Source organism: Aureimonas pseudogalii, from assembly GCF_014196835.1.
In the GTDB taxonomy this organism is placed as follows: domain Bacteria; phylum Pseudomonadota; class Alphaproteobacteria; order Rhizobiales; family Rhizobiaceae; genus Aureimonas; species Aureimonas pseudogalii.
Map to the genome: position 1 here is coordinate 126,894 of NZ_JACIEK010000008.1, position 16,934 is coordinate 143,827.

Genomic DNA, 16,934 nt, shown 5'->3' on the forward strand with positions numbered 1-16,934 from the left:
CGAACGAAAGAAGAGAAACGGACCCGCCATGGAAGACGGAGGGCGGGGGAGAACGGTCATCGCGCCGAGACCCAGTCGGTCCGGCCCCGGCAAGGCGCGACGTCGGCCGAGCGGCGCAGGATCGCAGCGTCGTCCTCGACCTGGCTCACGGATCCGACAATGCGACGCTGCAGGACGAGCAGCGTGTGATCGAAGCCATCGTCCTTCGCAGGTGCGCGTAGGCACATGCCGTAGCCGTCCGCGGCGCTCGCGAAGACGAAGCCGCGCGTGCGCTCCACCACTGGAGCCCGGCGGTAGACGGCCGCGCCGGTCTCGCGCACATATCGGATTTCGGCGGCGTTCGGCAGCTCGGCGGCAGCAGCTGTTGCCACCATGCCGGAGGGGGCTGCCACCGTGACCGCTCCGCAGCCGGCAGCTCCCGCGAGAGCGACGGCGAGGCCGGCGATGCGGCCGGCGGCTCGCGAAAGGCCCGGGGTTTTAGGCATTGCAGTCGGACGATCCGGCACGCCAGCGACCGAGGTCGGACTCCAGACGGCCCGCCAGCCCGGTCTCTAGAAGCGGTCCGTAGGTGTCCACCGCCGTCGATCCGCTGCGACCCTCGACCACGAGAAGCGGGCGCTCCTCCGGCCGATTTTTCGGCACCAGAAGGAAGCGTGGCCGCCCGGAGAAGGATGACAGCTCCGGCGCCAGCGTCAGCTTGGCGAAGGCGGGATCCTTCGACTTGAACCAGCAGCGATTGGCCGTCAGCGCGAGGCGCTCCATGCGGTCGAGCCCGGTGTCGGCCCTTGCGGTGGCCGCCGCCTTCGGAACCGTGGCGGGTGGCGGGGTAACCGGCGAGGCGCAGGCCGAGACGAGGACGGTGAGGGCCATCGCGCCCGTAGCGCGAGCGTTCGAGGCGAGGGCCATCAGGCCGCCAGCCCGAGCGCGCTTTCGAACAGCGCGCGCCCGTCCGTTCCGCCATGCTCGAGCTCGACGAGGTTTTCGGGATGCGGCATCAGGCCGAGGACGTTGCCGCGTGCGTTCACGATGCCGGCGATGTCGTTGATCGCGCCGTTCGGGTTGGTGCCCTCGGCGTAGCGGAACACGACTTGGCCTTCGCCTTCGATGCGCTTCAAGGCATCGGGCTCGGCGAAGTAGTTGCCGTCGTGATGGGCGACGGGGCAGCGGATGATCTGACCCCGCGTGTAGCCCTTCGTGAAGTGCGTGTCGGCATTGGCGACCTCGAGCTTCACCTCGCGGCACACGAACTTCAGGCTCGTGTTGCGCATGAGGGCGCCGGGCAGCAGCCCGGCCTCGCAGAGGATCTGGAACCCGTTGCAGACGCCGAGCACGGCGACGCCCGCCGCGGCTTTTTCCGCAACGGCCCGCATCACCGGGGAGCGCGCGGCGATGGCGCCGCAGCGCAGATAGTCGCCGAACGAGAAACCGCCGGGCACGACGATGAGATCGACATCGGGAATCGTCGTGTCGGTCTGCCAAACGGTGACCGGCGCCTGGCCGGAGATCTTCGTGAGCGCCGCGATCATGTCACGGTCGCGGTTGAGCCCCGGAAGGAGGACGACGGCGGATTTCATGGGCGGTCCGGCTCGCTGCTCGACGTCAGAAATTTCGGTGGTACGGCGTCGGTAAGCCAGACGCCGTTCTCAGACAAGAAAAACTCCGCGCCCGCCGCCTGCATGGCGCGCGCATCGACTTCGAGGATCAAGCTTTCACCGGCGCGTCGCGCCGCGACCTGCTCCGCCGTCTCGCGATCGATCGACAGGTGGACATGATGACGTCTGCGCTTCGACAGACCCTCCGCCATGATCGCCGCTCGGTTCGATGCCTTCGTTCCATGGAAGAGCAGCGCGGGCGGTCGTGATGCTTGCAGACCGATGTCGACGGCCACGCTATGACCCTGTGCGGCTCTGACTTTCTCACCGAGCACGACGAAACGCTTCTTCTGATTCTCGTCGACGATGCGGCGCACGTCGTTTTCTGAGACGCCGAACCTCGTTTCGATGGCGGAGCAGAGCACGCGAAAATCCGCCCATCCTGCTTCGTCCAGCGCCAGTCCCGCTTCATGCGGAGCATGCCGAAGGACGAGGCTCATGAATTTCGAAACGTCGGTGTCGTTCGCCATCGTCGCTCTACGGGATACGATTCGGAAGCCGCAGCGGGTTCAGGCGATTTCGACGGCGTAGTTCTCGATGACGGTGTTGGCGAGCAGCTGCTCGCACATCGCCTTGATGTCGGTTTCGGCCTTGGCGCGATCTTCGCCGTCCACTACGACGTCGAAGACCTTGCCCTGCCGGATGCCGTGCACGCCGCCGAAGCCGAGCGTGCCGAGGGCTCCTTCGATGGCTTTGCCCTGGGGGTCGAGAACGCCGTTCTTGAGAGTTACGACGATGCGCGCCTTGATCACGTGATGATCCTGCCTTGCGAATGAACCAATCTCAGAGCCGGCACCGGTTGCGACGCCGGCAGGGGCGTCACTTGACCAGCACCGGCCCGGAAGGGCGGGGCGGCTCGTTCTCGTTCATGATGCCGAGACGGCGCGCCACTTCCTGGTAGGCTTCCACGAGCCCGCCCATGTCGCGGCGGAACCGATCCTTGTCCAGCTTGTCGTTGGTGTGCACGTCCCACAGGCGGCACGAGTCCGGCGAGATCTCGTCGGCCACGATGATGCGCATCATGTCGCCCTCGAACAAGCGGCCGGTCTCGATCTTGAAGTCGACGAGCTGGATGCCGACGCCGAGGAAGAGGCCGGTGAGGAAGTCGTTGACGCGAATGGCGAGCGCCATGATGTCGTCGATTTCCTGCGGGCTCGCCCAGCCGAAGGCGGTAATGTGCTCTTCCGAAACCATCGGATCGTCGAGCGCGTCGGCCTTGTAGTAGAACTCGATGATCGAGCGCGGCAGCACCGTGCCCTCTTCGAGGCCGAGGCGCTTGGACAGCGAACCGGCCGCCACGTTGCGCACGACGACTTCGAGCGGGATGATCTCGACTTCCTTGATCAGCTGCTCGCGCATGTTCAGCCGACGGATGAAATGCGTGGGAATGCCGATCCGGTTGAGATGCGTGAAGATGTATTCGGAGATGCGGTTGTTGAGGACGCCCTTTCCGTCCACCACCTCGTGCTTCTTTTTGTTGAAGGCCGTCGCGTCGTCCTTGAAGAACTGTACCAACGTACCGGGCTCGGGACCTTCGTAAAGGATCTTGCCCTTGCCTTCGTAGATCCGGCGGCGACGTGTCATGAATGATGCTCGATCGTGGGGAGGGGCGAGTCGGGCCCGACGCGCGAAAAACCAAATGCTTCAGGCGGCTGCATAGACCAAAGCCCGCTTTTAAACAATCGCCCCGCCGCAGATCGGGCCTCCCAGGCCCTCTTGCAAGGGGAACGGCTCGGCTCGGCTGGACAAGCGGCCCCGCGTCGCTAGCCTATGGCGAACCGTCCGGAATTTTCCGGCAAGACTTGCAAGATGAGAGGAGGATCGCTCGATGTCGATCGACGACCGCGTCACCGATCACGAGGCGAAGTTCGCCCATGACGAGGAATTGCGCTTCCGGGTGGAGGCTCGGCGCAACAAACTGCTGGGCCTTTGGGCCGCCGGCCACCTCGGCAAGACGGGCGAGGCGGCCGACGCCTATGCGGCGGGCGTCGTGCAGGCCGATCTCGGCGCCGGCGGCTCGGAGGACGTCTTCGCCCTGATCCGACGCGACTTCGACGCCGCGGGCGTCCATCAGTCCGATCACCAGATCCGCCGCCACATGGACGAGTGCCTCACCGAGGCGCAGGCCCAGGTCATGGCGTCCTGAGATGGCGGTCGATCGGTTGCACCAACTTCTCGGGGGACCGCAGACCGTTCTCTCCGCTTGGTCGAGCCTCGGCGATCCCGTGGTTCACGAGACGCTGCTGCGCAGCTTCGACGTGCTGACGCTCGACGTGCAGCACGGGTTGCAAAGCATCGACGAGATCCGCGAGGGTTGCGCCCGAGCCGTGCTGATGGGCAAGCCCGCGGTGGTGCGTGTGCCGATCGGCGACCTGGCGCTGGCCGCGCGCTCGCTCGATTTCGGCGCCACGGGCGTGATCCTGCCGATGGTGGAAGGCCCTGAGGATGCCGCCGCCTTCGCGCGGGCGCTCTGTTATGCGCCGGTGGGCACGCGCTCCTATGGGCCGGCCCGTGCGGTCGATCTGTTCGGCCTCGACTCGGGCAAGACCTACATGGACCTCGCCAACCGCTCGATCGTCTCCCTCGCGATGATCGAGACGGCGTCGGCCTTCCAGCAGATCGACGCCATCCTCGCGGTTCCCGAACTCGGCGGCATCTTCGTCGGGCCATCCGACCTGTCAATGGCGATCGGAACCAACGGGCTCGATCCCAACAGCACGGAAGCCGACGACGCTGCGCGAACGCTCGTCGCCAAGGCGAAGGCGGCCGGCAAGGCAAGCGCGATCTACGCGGCGACGGCGGCCGATGCACGGCGTTATCGCGAGATGGGCTACGCCATGATCTGCGTCGCGTCGGACGTCGCGCTGTTGCGCGCGGCGTCCAACGCGATCGTCCACGACATCCGCGCCTGACGCCGTCTCGCCTCGGCTCAGTCCTTGCCGGGCACCGCCAGCTTCGAAAGGAAGCGCCCGAAGGTCAGCAGGCCTTCGGGCCAAGGCCCATGGCCGCTCTCGGCGTTGAGATGGCCGACGTCGCCCGCGTCGACGAAGAGCGAGCCCCAGGCGCCCGCCGCATCTTCCGCCGCCTCGAACGAGGAGAACGGATCGTTCCGGCTGGCCACCAACACGGAAGGGAACGGCAGGGGATCGCGCGGATAGGGCCCGAAGGTCATGAGACGGCGGGGCTTGATCGTCTCGTCGGCGACATTGGGCGGCGCCACGAAGAACGCGCCGGCCACCGGCTTCTCGAACAGGGGAACCGCCTGCACGACGGTCGCGACGCCGAGCGAATGCGCCACGATCACGACGGGCTTCGTCGCCTCGTTCACGGCGTCGGCGACCGCCCGGGTCCAGTCTTCGCGCACCGGCTTCGACCATTCGCGCTGGTTCACGCGGCGCGCGGTGGAAAGCTTGGATTCCCAACGGCTCTGCCAGTGGTCGTCGGACGAACCGGTGTAACCGGGAACGATGAGGATGTCGGCTTCTGAAATACGCATCGTCCCGAGATGCGAAGCGGGCCCGTCGATGTCAAGCGAGGGCGGCTCCTCAGAGCAGCGGACTGATGAGGCGCGTGACGTTCTCGGCAAGCTGCCGGAAAAAGCCGCGCTTCTCCCACTCCTTCAACTGCAGACGATGGCTTTTGGTGCGGTAGTCGTCCTCGATCTCGCGGAGTTCCCGCACCAGCGCGTCGTCGTAGGCGATCAGCGTCACCTCCGAGTTCAGCTCGAAGGAGCGGCGGTCCATGTTGGCCGAGCCGACCACCGCGATGTCGTTGTCGATCGACAGATGCTTGGCGTGGAGAAACCGCTCCCGGTAGAGCATCACCTCGACGCCGGCCTCCAGAAGTTCGTCGTAATAGGACTGCTGGGCGCTGTCGATGAGGATGCTGTTGGTGGTGGACGTCACGAAGAGGGTGACGTGGACGCCCTTCGAGACCGCGGTCCGCATCGCCACCAGCAACGGCTCGTTGGGAATGAAATAGGGGGTCGCCAGCACCACGCGCTGGCGCGCATTGTAGATGAGGTCGGTGAACAGGATGTCGACGCCGGCCTGCGGATAGTCCGGGCCACTCGGCAGGACCTGTGCGGTGGCGGTGCGATCGGGCGAGGGCGGAAGCGGTTCGGGCATCAGCGCGCGGGAGGCGATGTCCTCCTCGGTCTCGAGATACCAGTCGCCGATGAAGATCGCCTGCAATTCCAGCACGACCGGGCCTTCGACGCGCGCCATCACCTCGCGGTAGAAGGTCTTCGGCTCGTATTCGATACGGTGCATGTTCTGCGAGCCGACCCAGCCGACGCGCCCGTCCACCACCACGATCTTGCGGTGGTTTCGAAGGTCGAGCCGTGTCGCGCGGTTCCAGAAGCGCAGCGGCAGGATCAGCTCGAGCTGGACGCCCGAGCCCTTCAGGCGCTTGGCGATGGTCTTGCGATCACGCGAGGAGCCCACCGCGTCGATGAGCAGCCGGCAGGTGACGCCGCGACGCGCGGCGCGCTCCAGCGCCGAGAGGATCTTGTTGCCCGCCTGGTCGGCCTGCAGGATGTAGACCATGACATGCGCATGGTGGACGGCCTTGTCGATGTCGGCCGCGATCCGGTCGACGACGCGGTTGTAGTCGGCGTCGAGGCGGATCTTGTTGTCGGCGAGGCAAGGGAACTGGCCGATCCGCTGCACCAGATGCGCGGTCTTGCGGTGGTGCGAGCGCAGCGAGCGCATGCCGCCCATGCTTTCGAGCGAGATGTGGCCGACCGCCTTGCGGATGATGTCCGGCACCTCGGCGATGCGGTCTCGCCGCCACTTCGGATGGCGGGCGTTGCCCACCGCGAGATAGACGAGCAGCGCGCCCCACGGCAGGAAGAAGAACAAGAGCAGCCAAGCCTGCGCCGCCACGGGCGAGCGTCGGAACGGGATATAGACGATGGCGCCGACGATGATCGACCAGCTGATGATTGCGACGGCGATCGGCCAGACCGTGCCGTCGAAGAAGTCCCACATGCGTCACCTGACCTTGTCGGCATGCCCGGCGGACTTGCCGAGAACGGCACGACTGGAACGTCCGAGCCTTGCGCTCCGCTCGTGCCCCAGGATATGGGCCGGCGCAAGGCTCCGGCAGACGCCGCAGAACGAGCTCACGCCCGATCCGGCGCGGGTGGAACGGGCGCGCGATGCCGAACGTTGGGCCGGGCATCGTTTCGGTGCGGGAGCGAGTATCGACCATGCTTCGGATCGTCTACGCGAACCTCGGCTATTCCCGGGAGATCGACGGCTCCATTGGCCACCACGTCCGCCGGGGCCATCGGCACGTCTTCACCTCCAAGCGTGTCCAACTCCGCAGTCTGGCAGCGGTGCGCGAGCGGCTGCGGGCGCTGCGACCGGACCTGTCGTGCTTCGTGGAAATCGACCGGGGCTCGCTGACCAACGGCTTCTTCGATCAGCTGCCCGCGTTGCAGGAAGACCACCACACGACGGTGCGAATCGACAACAAGTATGGGGCCGACAAGCGTTTCGGCCGCCTGTCGGTTTCGGTCGGCAAGTCGAACGCGTTTCTCGCGACCCGCCCGCTGGATTGCACGGCGCGCTACCTGTCGGCCGGCAAGAAGCGCCTCGTCTACGACATCGAGATGTCGGGCGTTCGGGTGCTCGTCGCGCATCTGTCGCTGCGCTATCGCATCCGCTGCATCCAGATCGCCGAGCTCGCGACATGGGTCGGCGAGCGCGAGACACCGACCGTCGTGGTCGGCGACTTCAATCTCTTTCGCGGGGCGCGCGAGCTGGAGCCCCTGCTGCGGGACGGCCGGCTGGTCCATGCCAACGCACAGGCGGGGCCGACCTTCCGGCTCGGCCCCTACCGCGCGACGCTCGACACCTGCCTGCTCTCGCCGATCCTGCGCGAGAGGGCGGAAGTCGAGATCATCGACCAGCCTTTCTCCGACCACCAGATGATCAAGGTCGATCTTCTCGGGATCGAAGCGGTGGACCGGCTCGACGAGCCGGTGCTCGTGGCGACGCCCGCCGCCGCCTGAGGTTCGCCGTCAGGCCGTGCCGAAGACGCGGCTGAAGATCGTGTCGACATGCTTGGTGTGGTAGCCGAGGTCGAACTTCTCGCGGATCTCGGCCTCGCCGAGCGCGTCCGTCACCTCCCGGTCGCCGAGCAGTTCCGTGAGGAAGTCGGCGCCGTGTTCCCAGACCCTCATCGCGTTGCGCTGGACGAGGCGATAGGCATCTTCGCGGCTGACGCCGGCCTGCGTCAGTGCCAGCAGCACGCGCTGCGAATGGACGAGGCCCTTGAACTGGTTGAGGTTGCGGTCCATCCGCTCCGGGTAGACGAGCAGCTTGTCGATGACGTTGGTGAGGCGCGCGAGGGCGAAGTCGAGCGTCACCGTCGCATCCGGGCCGATCATGCGCTCCACCGAGGAATGCGAGATGTCGCGCTCATGCCAGAGGGCAACGTTCTCCATCGCCGGCAGCGCGTAGGAGCGGACCATGCGGGCGAGGCCGGTGAGATTCTCGGTGAGGATGGGGTTGCGCTTGTGCGGCATGGCCGACGAGCCCTTCTGGCCCGGCGCGAAATACTCTTCGGCCTCCAGAACCTCGGTCCGCTGCAGGTGCCGCACCTCGATCGACACCCGCTCGATGCAGGAGGCGATGACGCCGAGCGTCGCGAAATACATGGCGTGCCGGTCGCGCGGGATGACCTGCGTCGACACCGGCTCGGGCTTCAGGCCCATCGCCTTCGCCACATGCTCCTCGACGCGCGGATCGATGTTGGCGAAGGTGCCGACCGCGCCCGAAATGGCGCAGGTGGCGACCTCCTCGCGCGCCGCCACGAGCCGCGCCCGGCAGCGGTCGAATTCGGCATAGGCGAGCGCCAGCTTGACGCCGAAGGTCGTCGGCTCGGCGTGGATGCCGTGCGAGCGGCCGATCGTGACCGTGTCCTTGTGCTCAAAGGCGCGGTGCTTGAGGGCGGCCAGCAGCGCGTCGATGTCGGCTAGCATCAGGTCGGTGGCGCGCACGAGTTGCACGTTGAAGCAGGTGTCGAGGACGTCCGACGAGGTCATGCCCTGATGGATGAAGCGCGAATCCGGCCCCACGAACTCGGCGAGATGAGTGAGAAAGGCGATGACGTCGTGCTTGGTCTCGCGCTCGATCTCGTCGATCCGCGCCACGTCGAAAGTCGCGGCGTTGCCCTTCTCCCAGATCGTCTTCGCGGCGTCCTTCGGGATGACGCCGAGATCGGCGAGCGCGTCGCAGGCATGCGCCTCGATCTCGAACCAGATCCGGAACTTAGTCTCCTGCGACCAGATCGCGACCATCTCGGGGCGGGAATAGCGAGGGATCATGGCGGCGCTTTCGGATGGGAGTGGTGGGGATCACCGGCTCCTAACAGAGCCGGGCTCCCGCCTCAACGCCGGCGGCTCATCCGGAGAGGTCGCGCCACGCCGGCAGGCGGTCTCCGGGCGCGGCTCGTGCCTCGAAGATCGCCCGCGCGATGGCCCGCGCCATCGTGGCGCTCGCCGCAGCGGCGAGTTCCAGCCGCTCGATCGGCGAGGGCGCGATCCCGCTGGCGCCGGTCGCCGCCGCGAAGACGAGATCGCCGTCGAAGTCGGTGTGGGCGGGATAGAGCGCACGGGTGAAGCCGTCCTGCGCGGCGATCGCGAGGCGCTTGGCTTCTCCCTTGGTGAGAACGGCGTCCGTCGCGATCACCGCAATCGTGGTGTTCGCGCCTTCGCGGGCGTCGAGCTTCGTGCGCGGCATCGCGGCGTCGCCGGGCATCGGGTGCGGCAGCCCGAGCCCGCCGAACTCGGCGTCCATCTCGAAGGGCGCGGCCCAGAACTGCCTCGTGCGGTCCACCAGCGGCGAGCCGACGGCATTCACCGCCACGAGCGCGGCGACCGTCATTCCGCCGGAAAGCACCGTGGAGGCCGAACCGAGCCCGCCCTTGCAGACCGCCGTCCTCGCGCCGGCTCCTGCGCCGACGCTGCCGAGCCCGAACTCGCTCGCGGCGCACTCGGCCGCATGCCGGCCCAGTTCGCGATAAGGCGAATCGAGCCCCCAGTCTTTGTCGCCGCCATTGGCGAGATCGAAGAGGATGGCGGACGGCACGATCGGCACGCGGAAGCCCGCGACCTCGAACCCGCGCCCGAGGCGGCGCAGATGGCTTTGCACGCCGGACGCGGCATCGAGACCGAAGGCCGATCCGCCGGACAGGACGAGCGCATCGACGGCGCCGACCGTGTTGGCAGGATCGAGAAGCTCGGTGTCGCGCGTGCCCGGCGAACCGCCGAGCACCATCATCGACGCGGTGGCCGGCGTATCGAAGAGAACCGCCGTGGTGCCGCTCTTCAGGCGCTCGTCGGTGGCGTTGCCGACCGTGATGCCGGAGACGTCGGTCAGGAGATTGCGCCGTCCGCGCGTCCAGCGAGGCATCGCTCAGCTCCCGCCGATCGCCTCGAACCGCTCGCCGGTCCAGCGGTAGGCACGAAACGGTGCGATGTCCGCGGCATGGCGCGCGTCGAACCGAACCGGGCCGGCGAACGTCTCGAACGTTTCCGCGGAAAGCACCTCGACGAGGGAGCGCTCCGAACCTTTCACCTGGTTCACGCCGGCTACCGCGATCTCCGTGGCTATGCGCGCCAGCCGCGCATAGCCCTCGTCCGCCGGCGGCGCCTCGGTCGGCACCCAGTCGACGTCGAAGCCCGGCGCCAGCGCCACGATGCCAGCCGGCAGTTCGACGTCGTTTCCACGCGCGTCGACCAGCGACTCGCCGCCGACGATTTCCAGATCGAGCTTCGTCGCCGCAGCGTCCCGCGCCAGGATCGCGACGTCGGATCGCGTGCCGAACGCCAGAACGCGGATCACGCCACTCTGCCCGATCCTGCGGGCGAGGCCGAACTGCTTCTCCTCGGCCGGTCGGTAATTGTCTACGAAGGCCGGGCGCAGGCCGCTCTCTTCCAAAAGGTTGCGGACCGTATCGGCGAGATCGCGGCCATAGGCGGAGCCATCCTCGACGATCGCGAAGGGCGAGGCCGCCCAATGGGCGCGAACGTAGGCGGCGATGGCCGCCGCCTCGGCGCCGGACGCTGGTGCCAGCCGCCAGACGAGCCATCCCTCGCGCTCGCGGCGGTCGAGAATGCGCTCGGCACGCACGCCGACGTCGAGAACCGGGATGGCGGCGGCGGAAAGGATCGGCAGGGCCGCTTCCAGCGCGGACGTGCAGAGAAACCCGATCGCGACCTCGGCCCGCGCCTCGACCAACCGATTCGCTGCCGCAGCACCGCCGGCGGCGGAACATGCGGTATCCGCAACGGTGATCGAGCGATCCGCGGCAGTTCCGGCCTCTGCCCCCGCGACGATCTGACGCCCGAGGATCTCGGACGGTCCGCTCAGCGGCGCGGCGACACCGATGCGCACTGGCTCCGCAGCCCGCGACGGCGAGGGATGGGTCGCGAGCAGGACGAGGCCGAGGCCGGCGAACGAGAGGAGATGGCGCGTGATCATCGTCGCCGATCCTAGCGTCTGCGTGCCGTCGGCACGAGAGCCCAAGCTCGGCGAATTCGCCGCCTCGGTCACCATGCCGGTTGAAACCTCCATCTCCGGCGGGCGCAGGCGATGCACAGGATCGGTTTCTTCCCTATGTTGCCGCAAAAGATCCGTCCCGTCGTGGCGGATGCCGGAAGGATCGTTCGTGCTGACGCTACCGCAATCCCTCGACGCGCCGATCGATCGGGTCGCCTATCGTGAGGCCATGAGCCATTTCGCCGCCGCCGTGAACCTCGTGACGACGGATGGACCGTCCGGCAGGCGCGGCGTGACGGTCACCTCCGTCTGTTCCGTCTCCGACTCGCCTGCGACGCTGCTCGTCTGCCTGAACCATGCGAGCGCGGCGAACGTGCGCTTCGTCGAGAACGGCGTCTTCGCGGTCAGCGTGCTGGCCGACCGCAACGAGAGCGTCGCCCGCACCTTCGCCGGCGAGGGCAATCTCGAAAGCGAGGCGCGTTTCACGGCGGGGCGCTGGGCGACGCTCGCGACGGGCTCGCCGGTGCTGGAGGACGCGCTGGTGGCCTTCGACTGCCGGCTGATCGACAGCCGCACCGTCGCCACGCACCGGGTGATGATCGGCGAGGTGGTGGCGCTGGCAAAGCCCATGCCGGGCGGTAGTCTTCTCTACCGGGCCCGCCAGTATCACGCGCTCTGATCTCGGGCCCCTGCCAACGGCTTTCGCGATCCTATCTAAGGGCGAGTAGCATCGCCCGGTGCGAACGCGGAGAACTCTCCTCATGGTCGCCATGCCCGCCAGCATCGACGAGACCCAGGCGCTTCTGGCCGACGCCGACTACGTCGCCGACCGGGCGCTTTCCACGGTGCTCTTCCTGTCGCTGAAGATGGGCCGGCCGCTGTTGCTCGAAGGCGAGGCCGGCGTCGGTAAGACGGAGATCGCCAAGGTGCTGGCCTCAGCACTCGATCGCCCGCTGATTCGCCTGCAGTGCTACGAGGGGCTGGACGTCTCGTCGGCGCTCTACGAGTGGAATTACGCCGCGCAGATGATCGAGATCCGCATGCGAGAGGCGACGGGCGACACCGCGCGCGACGCGATGCGATCGGACATCTTCTCGGAGCGCTTCCTCGTGCGGCGCCCTTTGCTGCAGGCGCTGGACGGCGCGCCGGGGCGGGCGCCGGTGCTGTTGATCGACGAGCTCGACCGGACGGATGAAGCCTTCGAGGCGTTCCTGCTCGAAATCCTCTCGGACTTCCAAGTGACGATCCCGGAGTTCGGCACCGTGAAGGCGGCCGAGCCGCCGATCGTCGTGGTGACCACCAACCGCACGCGAGAGATCCACGACGCGCTCAAGCGGCGCTGCCTCTATCATTGGGTGGACTATCCCGACGCTGATCGCGAGTTGGAGATCGTCCGTCGCAAGGCGCCGCGCGCCAACGCCCATCTTTCGTCCGAACTCGTCCGCTTCGTGCAGCGGCTGCGAAAGCTCGATCTTTTCAAGGCCCCCGGCGTCGCCGAGACGATCGACTGGGCCAACGCCCTGACCGAACTCGACGCCGTCGCGCTCGACCCGGCGCTGGTCTCCGACACGCTCGGCGTGCTGTTGAAGTATCAAGACGACATCGCCCGCATCGAGACGGGCGAAGGCCGCGAGATCTTGGCGTCGGTCAAGCGCGACTTCCTGCAGGCCTGACCGGAATGGACGAACTGCCGGACATCGCGGACTCGACGGGGCGGCTGGCCGACAACGTCGCCTTCTTCGCACGAACGCTGCGCAAGGCCGGCATGGCGGTCGGGCCGGCAGCGACGCTGACCGCGATCGAGGCGGTCAAGGCGGCCGGTTTTTCCTCGCGCGAAGACCTGTTCTGGACGCTGCATGCGGTCTTCGTGAACCGGCGCGAGGACGAGGCGGTCTTCACCGAAGCGTTCCGCGTCTTCTGGCGGTCGCGCGAGCTCGTCGAAAAGATGATCGCGATGTTCTCGTCGAAGACGCCGCGCGAGAGCCCGCCGGCGAAGCCGCGACCCGGAGAGACGCGCGTCAACGACGCGCTGGCGGAGGGCGCCCGCCGCGAGCCCCGTCAGGTCGACAAGCCGACGTTGGAGATCGACGCCCGCATGACGGTCTCGCGCGACGAGGTGCTGCGCCGCAAGGATTTCGCGCAGATGACCGCTGCCGAGCTGGCCCGCGCTCGCCAGGCGATCGCGCGGCTCGAACTGCCGGACGACCGGGTGGCGACGCGTCGGTTTCGCGCGGTCCCAAGCGGCGGGCGCATCGACCAGCGCCGCATGCTGCGCGCTTCGCTGCGCACGGGCGGCGACCTGATCCTGCCGAAGTTTCGCTCGCAGCGCCGCGAGCATCCACCGCTCGTGGTGCTCGCCGACATTTCGGGCTCGATGAGCGCCTACAGCCGCATCTTCCTGCACTTCCTCCATGCGGTGACGGCGCGTCGCCGCCGGGTCCATACGTTTCTCTTCGGCACGCGGCTGACCAACGTCACGCGCGAACTGGCGCATCGCGATCCCGACGCCGCGCTCGACCGATGCGCCGAGGCGGTGGCGGACTGGTCGGGCGGGACTCGCATCGGCGCGGCGATCGAAGCGTTCAACCGGCGCTGGTCGCGGCGGGTGCTCTCGGGCGGGGCGGTGGTGCTTCTGATCACCGACGGGTTGGAGCGAGACGACACGCTCGTGCTGGAGCGCGAGATGGACCGGCTGCATCGGTCCTGCCGCCGTCTCGTCTGGCTCAATCCCCTGCTGCGCTTCGAGGGGTTCGCCGCGCGGGCCAAGGGCGTTCGTGCGATGCTGCCCCATGTGGACGAGTTTCGCCCTGTGCATTCGCTCGAGGCGATGGCCGATCTCTGCACGGCCCTCGACGGCCGCACGACGCCTGCCCGAACCGATCCGCGCCGTTGGCTGGCGGACGATGCCGCGGACCGGGCGGCCTGACGATGGAGCCGAACGAAATGACCGAGACGTTGAACGACATTTTGCAGATCGCAGAACGCTGGCGCGCCGAAGGGCGAGCGATCGCTCTGGCCACCGTGGTCGAGACATGGGGGTCTGCCCCGCGCCCGGCCGGCGCGCATCTCGTGATCGACGCGGACGGGCGGTTCGAGGGATCGGTCTCCGGTGGATGCGTCGAGGGCGCCGTGGTGGCGGAGGCGGCCGAGGTGATCGAGACCGGCGTCTCGCGCGTTCTCGAATTCGGCGTCGCCGACGAGACGGCGTGGCGCGTCGGCCTCTCCTGCGGCGGACGCATCCGCGTCTTCGTCGAGCCGGTGTCCTGATGCGCTTCGAGCTTCTTCAGGCGTTGAACGCGGAACGATCGCGCCGCCAAGCCTGCGCCGTCGTCACCGATCTGGAAAGTGGCGAGCAGCGCCTCGTGCGGGAAGCCGACGTCGCCGCCGACCCACTGCAAGAGCCATTGGCGCGAGCGTTTCGCAGCGGCCGCTCCGGTGCAGGCGAAGACGGTCGCATCTTCGTCAACGTCCATCTGCCTCCGCCACGCATCGTCATGATCGGTGCCGTCCATATCAGCCAGGCGCTGGCGCCGATGGCGGCGCTCGCCGGCTTCGATCTCGAGATCGTCGATCCGCGAACCGCCTTCGCCTCGGCCGATCGCTTTCCAGGCGTCGCCTTGCAGTCCGACTGGCCGGAGGTGGTGCTCGCGAAGCACCCGCTCGACGCCTACACGGCGCTCGTCGCGGTGACGCATGATCCGAAGATCGACGATCATCCGATCATGGAGGCCTTGCGGGTGGGCTGTTTCTACGTGGGCGCGCTGGGGAGCCGGAAGACCCATGCACGACGAGTCGAACGGCTACTCGCGGCGGGTATCGCGCAGCACCGGATCGACCGGATCGAAGCGCCGATCGGCGTGGACATCGGCGCCGCGACTCCAGGCGAGATCGCGGTGGCCATCCTCGCTTCGGTGATCTCCGCCTTCCGCAAACGCAAGATGCACGCCGAGCGACGCGGCGAGATGAAACGCGCATGAGGTTCGGTCCGGTCGTGGTCGCGGACGCTCTCGGCGTGATTTTGGCGCATGCGCAGAAGCTGCCGGACGAGCGCATCGCCAAGGGAACCCGTCTGGGGGCCGACGAGATCGACCGGCTGAGCGAGGCTGGCATCGCCAGCATCATCGGCGCGCGACTAGACCCAGGCGATCTGACGGAGGACGAGGCGGCGGCTGCGATCGCGGAAGCACTGGCGAATTCGCGGATCGGCGCGGCACCGGCGGCGACGGGCCGCGCCAACCTCTTCGCCGGCGAAAGCGGGCTGTTCCTGCCGGACCGCGAGATCATCGACCGGCTCAACCGCATCGATCCCGCCATCACGCTGGCAACGCTGGCGGAGCATGCGCCTGTGGAAGCCGGTCGCATGGTCGCGACGGTGAAGATCATCCCGTTGGCCGTGGCGGGTGCCTCGGTGGTTGCGGCCGTCGATCTGCTGCGTCGTCGCCGGGCGTTACGGCTGGCGCCGTTCCGTGAGCGGGGCGTCGGCTTGATCCAGACGGTGCTGCCGACGGTCAAGCCGAGTGTCCTCGACAAGACGTGGGACGCGCTCTCGGCTCGGCTCGAACCTTCGGAGTCGAGCCTCGTCCGCGACGATCGCTGCCCGCACGAGGCGACGGCATTGCGCGACCTGCTGCTGCGGCCGGCGGAGGACGAGGAACTGACAGTGGTGTTCGGCGCGTCCGCCGTGATCGACGAGAACGACGTGGTGCCGGCCGCCATCCGTGCAGCCGGCGGATCGGTGGAGCATCTCGGCATGCCCGTCGATCCCGGCAATCTGCTGCTGCTGGGCCGCATCGGCGAGCGGATCGTGTTGGGCGCGCCGGGCTGCGCGCGTAGTTCGCGCGAGAACGGTTTCGATTGGATTCTCAACCGTATCCTCGCTGATCTCGAAGTGACGAGCGAGGACCTGACCGGGCTCGGCGTCGGAGGTTTGCTGATGGAGATCGCGTCCCGGCCGCATCCACGCGAGGGGTTCGAGTCCGACGAGCGTCCGCCTCGCATCGATGTCGTCGTGCTGGCGGCCGGCCGCTCCAGCCGCATGCAGGGGCCCAACAAGTTGCTCGCGACCTTCGAGGGCACACCGCTCGTTCGTCGCTCGGTGATGACCGCGCTCGGCAGCGGTGCCGGCCGGGTTCATGTCGTCACCGGGCATATGCGGGCGGAGATCGAGGCCGCGCTCGACGGGCTGGATGTCGGCTTCGTCGAGAACGACGCCTTTGCCGACGGCCTATCGACCTCGCTGATTGCAGGCTTCGAAGCGGCGAGCCCCGAGGCGGATGGCGTGCTGGTCATGCTGGCCGACCAGCCGCTGCTCACCGTCGCCGATCTCGACGCTATGATCGCGGCATTTTACGCGACCGGCGAGGGCTCCATCGTGCTGGCGGCGGATGAGGGGCGCCGCGCAAACCCGGTGATCCTCGCCAGCAGCTTCCGGCCGGAGATTGCGGCGCTCGAAGGCGATGTCGGCGCCCGCGGCATCGTGCAGGCGCATCTCGATCTCGTGCGGACCGTGGAACTCGGGGCTGCCGCCTCGTTCGACGTCGATACGCCCGAACTGATGGAGCGCGCCGGCGGCGTCTTCCGCTAGGACGTCGTCGCGGCGCTGGTGGGCAAGCCCTGCCGTGCGCGTTTGGCCTCGGCGCGGCAGCGATCCGAGCAATACAGAACGGCGTCCCAGTTCTTCGCCCATGCCTTTCGCCACGTCATCGGCCGATGACAGTGGGCGCAGGGCTTGGAGGGAAGGTCGGACTTCGCGGTCGCTTTCGGCATCAGC

At 67.7% G+C, this 16,934-nt stretch carries 21 protein-coding genes; 9 read left to right on the top strand and 12 right to left on the bottom strand.

Annotated elements, in window-relative coordinates:
* Positions 1-56 precede the first annotated feature (56 nt).
* The 6 genes from GGR04_RS14980 to purC all read right to left on the bottom strand — a co-directional run bounded on the left by GGR04_RS14980 (position 57) and on the right by purC (position 3,236).
* Positions 57-485 carry a hypothetical protein gene (locus GGR04_RS14980; protein WP_210291809.1) on the bottom strand — a complete coding sequence of 143 codons (429 nt, stop codon included), beginning with the start codon at positions 483-485 and terminating at the stop codon, positions 57-59.
* Positions 478-906, bottom strand: a complete 429-nt coding sequence (locus GGR04_RS14985) for a hypothetical protein (protein WP_183200737.1) — start codon at positions 904-906, stop codon at positions 478-480. Before GGR04_RS14985 ends, GGR04_RS14980 begins: the two co-directional genes overlap by 8 nt.
* Positions 906-1,574, bottom strand: a complete 669-nt coding sequence (purQ, locus tag GGR04_RS14990) for a phosphoribosylformylglycinamidine synthase subunit PurQ (RefSeq protein ID WP_183200738.1) — start codon at positions 1,572-1,574, stop codon at positions 906-908. Before purQ ends, GGR04_RS14985 begins: the two co-directional genes overlap by 1 nt.
* A complete protein-coding gene (locus GGR04_RS14995; RefSeq protein WP_183200739.1) occupies positions 1,571-2,122 on the bottom strand; it encodes an RNA 2'-phosphotransferase in 552 nt (183 codons plus the stop codon). Before GGR04_RS14995 ends, purQ begins: the two co-directional genes overlap by 4 nt.
* 39 nt (positions 2,123-2,161) lie before the next feature.
* Positions 2,162-2,404, bottom strand: coding sequence for a phosphoribosylformylglycinamidine synthase subunit PurS (gene purS / locus GGR04_RS15000; protein ID WP_183200740.1), 243 nt, complete (start codon positions 2,402-2,404; stop codon positions 2,162-2,164).
* Positions 2,405-2,471: 67 nt separating this feature from the next.
* Positions 2,472-3,236, bottom strand: coding sequence for a phosphoribosylaminoimidazolesuccinocarboxamide synthase (gene purC, locus GGR04_RS15005; RefSeq protein WP_183200741.1), 765 nt, complete (start codon positions 3,234-3,236; stop codon positions 2,472-2,474).
* A 244-nt stretch (positions 3,237-3,480) separates the two neighbouring features.
* Here purC and GGR04_RS15010 point away from each other — a divergent pair, with 244 nt between their 5' ends.
* Positions 3,481-3,798, top strand: coding sequence for a DUF1476 domain-containing protein (locus GGR04_RS15010; protein WP_183200742.1), 318 nt, complete (start codon positions 3,481-3,483; stop codon positions 3,796-3,798).
* Between the two features lies 1 nt (position 3,799).
* Positions 3,800-4,564, top strand: a complete 765-nt coding sequence (locus tag GGR04_RS15015; protein WP_210291810.1) for an HpcH/HpaI aldolase family protein — start codon at positions 3,800-3,802, stop codon at positions 4,562-4,564.
* A 17-nt stretch (positions 4,565-4,581) separates the two neighbouring features.
* Here the strand turns inward: GGR04_RS15015 and GGR04_RS15020 are convergent, their stop codons facing one another.
* Together GGR04_RS15020 and cls are read right to left on the bottom strand one after the other, a co-directional pair.
* Positions 4,582-5,148 (bottom strand): RBBP9/YdeN family alpha/beta hydrolase, encoded by a 567-nt coding sequence (locus GGR04_RS15020; protein ID WP_183200744.1) that lies wholly within the window; start codon positions 5,146-5,148, stop codon positions 4,582-4,584.
* 49 nt (positions 5,149-5,197) lie between these two features.
* A complete protein-coding gene (cls, locus tag GGR04_RS15025) occupies positions 5,198-6,643 on the bottom strand; it encodes a cardiolipin synthase (protein ID WP_183200745.1) in 1,446 nt (481 codons plus the stop codon).
* 221 nt (positions 6,644-6,864) lie between these two features.
* Here cls and GGR04_RS15030 point away from each other — a divergent pair, with 221 nt between their 5' ends.
* Positions 6,865-7,671: an endonuclease/exonuclease/phosphatase family protein gene (locus GGR04_RS15030; protein ID WP_183200746.1), complete on the top strand. Its 807-nt coding sequence runs from the start codon at positions 6,865-6,867 to the stop codon at positions 7,669-7,671.
* A 9-nt stretch (positions 7,672-7,680) separates the two neighbouring features.
* Here GGR04_RS15030 and purB read toward each other — a convergent pair whose 3' ends face one another.
* From purB to GGR04_RS15045, 3 genes are all read right to left on the bottom strand, one after another.
* Positions 7,681-8,988, bottom strand: a complete 1,308-nt coding sequence (gene purB / locus GGR04_RS15035) for an adenylosuccinate lyase (RefSeq protein WP_183200747.1) — start codon at positions 8,986-8,988, stop codon at positions 7,681-7,683.
* A 76-nt stretch (positions 8,989-9,064) separates the two neighbouring features.
* Positions 9,065-10,075: a P1 family peptidase gene (locus GGR04_RS15040; RefSeq protein WP_183200748.1), complete on the bottom strand. Its 1,011-nt coding sequence runs from the start codon at positions 10,073-10,075 to the stop codon at positions 9,065-9,067.
* Positions 10,076-10,078: 3 nt separating this feature from the next.
* Positions 10,079-11,146, bottom strand: coding sequence for an ABC transporter substrate-binding protein (locus GGR04_RS15045; protein WP_210291811.1), 1,068 nt, complete (start codon positions 11,144-11,146; stop codon positions 10,079-10,081).
* Positions 11,147-11,333: 187 nt separating this feature from the next.
* Between GGR04_RS15045 and GGR04_RS15050 the strand changes: the two genes are divergently transcribed.
* From GGR04_RS15050 to GGR04_RS15075, 6 genes are all read left to right on the top strand, one after another.
* On the top strand, positions 11,334-11,843 hold the full coding sequence (locus GGR04_RS15050; protein ID WP_312857464.1) for a flavin reductase: 510 nt from the start codon (positions 11,334-11,336) through the stop codon (positions 11,841-11,843).
* A gap of 82 nt (positions 11,844-11,925) precedes the next feature.
* On the top strand, positions 11,926-12,837 hold the full coding sequence (locus GGR04_RS15055; protein ID WP_246393177.1) for an AAA family ATPase: 912 nt from the start codon (positions 11,926-11,928) through the stop codon (positions 12,835-12,837).
* Between the two features lie 5 nt (positions 12,838-12,842).
* The gene (locus GGR04_RS15060) at positions 12,843-14,090 is read left to right on the top strand and encodes a vWA domain-containing protein (RefSeq protein ID WP_183200750.1); all 1,248 of its coding nucleotides are present in this window, start codon (positions 12,843-12,845) and stop codon (positions 14,088-14,090) included.
* A 17-nt stretch (positions 14,091-14,107) separates the two neighbouring features.
* Positions 14,108-14,431, top strand: a complete 324-nt coding sequence (locus tag GGR04_RS15065; RefSeq protein WP_183200751.1) for an XdhC family protein — start codon at positions 14,108-14,110, stop codon at positions 14,429-14,431.
* Complete coding sequence (locus GGR04_RS15070; protein ID WP_183200752.1) at positions 14,431-15,141, top strand: XdhC family protein; 711 nt, start codon at positions 14,431-14,433, stop codon at positions 15,139-15,141. Before GGR04_RS15065 ends, GGR04_RS15070 begins: the two co-directional genes overlap by 1 nt.
* Positions 15,138-16,748: an NTP transferase domain-containing protein gene (locus GGR04_RS15075; protein ID WP_183200753.1), complete on the top strand. Its 1,611-nt coding sequence runs from the start codon at positions 15,138-15,140 to the stop codon at positions 16,746-16,748. Before GGR04_RS15070 ends, GGR04_RS15075 begins: the two co-directional genes overlap by 4 nt.
* Here the strand turns inward: GGR04_RS15075 and GGR04_RS15080 are convergent.
* On the bottom strand, positions 16,745-16,930 hold the full coding sequence (locus GGR04_RS15080; RefSeq protein ID WP_183200812.1) for a DUF2256 domain-containing protein: 186 nt from the start codon (positions 16,928-16,930) through the stop codon (positions 16,745-16,747). The two genes, GGR04_RS15075 and GGR04_RS15080, sit on opposite strands and share 4 nt — an antisense overlap.
* Between the last annotated feature and the right edge of the window lie 4 nt (positions 16,931-16,934).

Bases quoted from the DNA above. Each gene is read 5' to 3' on its own strand.
- cls (WP_183200745.1), bottom strand. From the start codon at position 6,643: ATGTGGGACTTCTTCGACGGCACGGTCTGGCCGATCGCCGTCGCAATC.
- GGR04_RS15060 (WP_183200750.1), top strand. From the start codon at position 12,843: ATGGACGAACTGCCGGACATCGCGGACTCGACGGGGCGGCTGGCCGAC.
- GGR04_RS15075 (WP_183200753.1), top strand. From the start codon at position 15,138: ATGAGGTTCGGTCCGGTCGTGGTCGCGGACGCTCTCGGCGTGATTTTG.
- GGR04_RS15010 (WP_183200742.1), top strand. From the start codon at position 3,481: ATGTCGATCGACGACCGCGTCACCGATCACGAGGCGAAGTTCGCCCAT.
- GGR04_RS15045 (WP_210291811.1), bottom strand. From the start codon at position 11,146: ATGATCACGCGCCATCTCCTCTCGTTCGCCGGCCTCGGCCTCGTCCTG.
- GGR04_RS15065 (WP_183200751.1), top strand. From the start codon at position 14,108: ATGACCGAGACGTTGAACGACATTTTGCAGATCGCAGAACGCTGGCGC.
- GGR04_RS15080 (WP_183200812.1), bottom strand. From the start codon at position 16,930: ATGCCGAAAGCGACCGCGAAGTCCGACCTTCCCTCCAAGCCCTGCGCC.
- GGR04_RS15055 (WP_246393177.1), top strand. From the start codon at position 11,926: ATGGTCGCCATGCCCGCCAGCATCGACGAGACCCAGGCGCTTCTGGCC.
- GGR04_RS15020 (WP_183200744.1), bottom strand. From the start codon at position 5,148: ATGCGTATTTCAGAAGCCGACATCCTCATCGTTCCCGGTTACACCGGT.
- GGR04_RS14985 (WP_183200737.1), bottom strand. From the start codon at position 906: ATGGCCCTCGCCTCGAACGCTCGCGCTACGGGCGCGATGGCCCTCACC.
- GGR04_RS14995 (WP_183200739.1), bottom strand. From the start codon at position 2,122: ATGGCGAACGACACCGACGTTTCGAAATTCATGAGCCTCGTCCTTCGG.
- GGR04_RS15040 (WP_183200748.1), bottom strand. From the start codon at position 10,075: ATGCCTCGCTGGACGCGCGGACGGCGCAATCTCCTGACCGACGTCTCC.
- GGR04_RS15030 (WP_183200746.1), top strand. From the start codon at position 6,865: ATGCTTCGGATCGTCTACGCGAACCTCGGCTATTCCCGGGAGATCGAC.
- GGR04_RS15015 (WP_210291810.1), top strand. From the start codon at position 3,800: ATGGCGGTCGATCGGTTGCACCAACTTCTCGGGGGACCGCAGACCGTT.
- purB (WP_183200747.1), bottom strand. From the start codon at position 8,988: ATGATCCCTCGCTATTCCCGCCCCGAGATGGTCGCGATCTGGTCGCAG.
- purQ (WP_183200738.1), bottom strand. From the start codon at position 1,574: ATGAAATCCGCCGTCGTCCTCCTTCCGGGGCTCAACCGCGACCGTGAC.
- GGR04_RS14980 (WP_210291809.1), bottom strand. From the start codon at position 485: ATGCCTAAAACCCCGGGCCTTTCGCGAGCCGCCGGCCGCATCGCCGGC.
- GGR04_RS15070 (WP_183200752.1), top strand. From the start codon at position 14,431: ATGCGCTTCGAGCTTCTTCAGGCGTTGAACGCGGAACGATCGCGCCGC.
- purC (WP_183200741.1), bottom strand. From the start codon at position 3,236: ATGACACGTCGCCGCCGGATCTACGAAGGCAAGGGCAAGATCCTTTAC.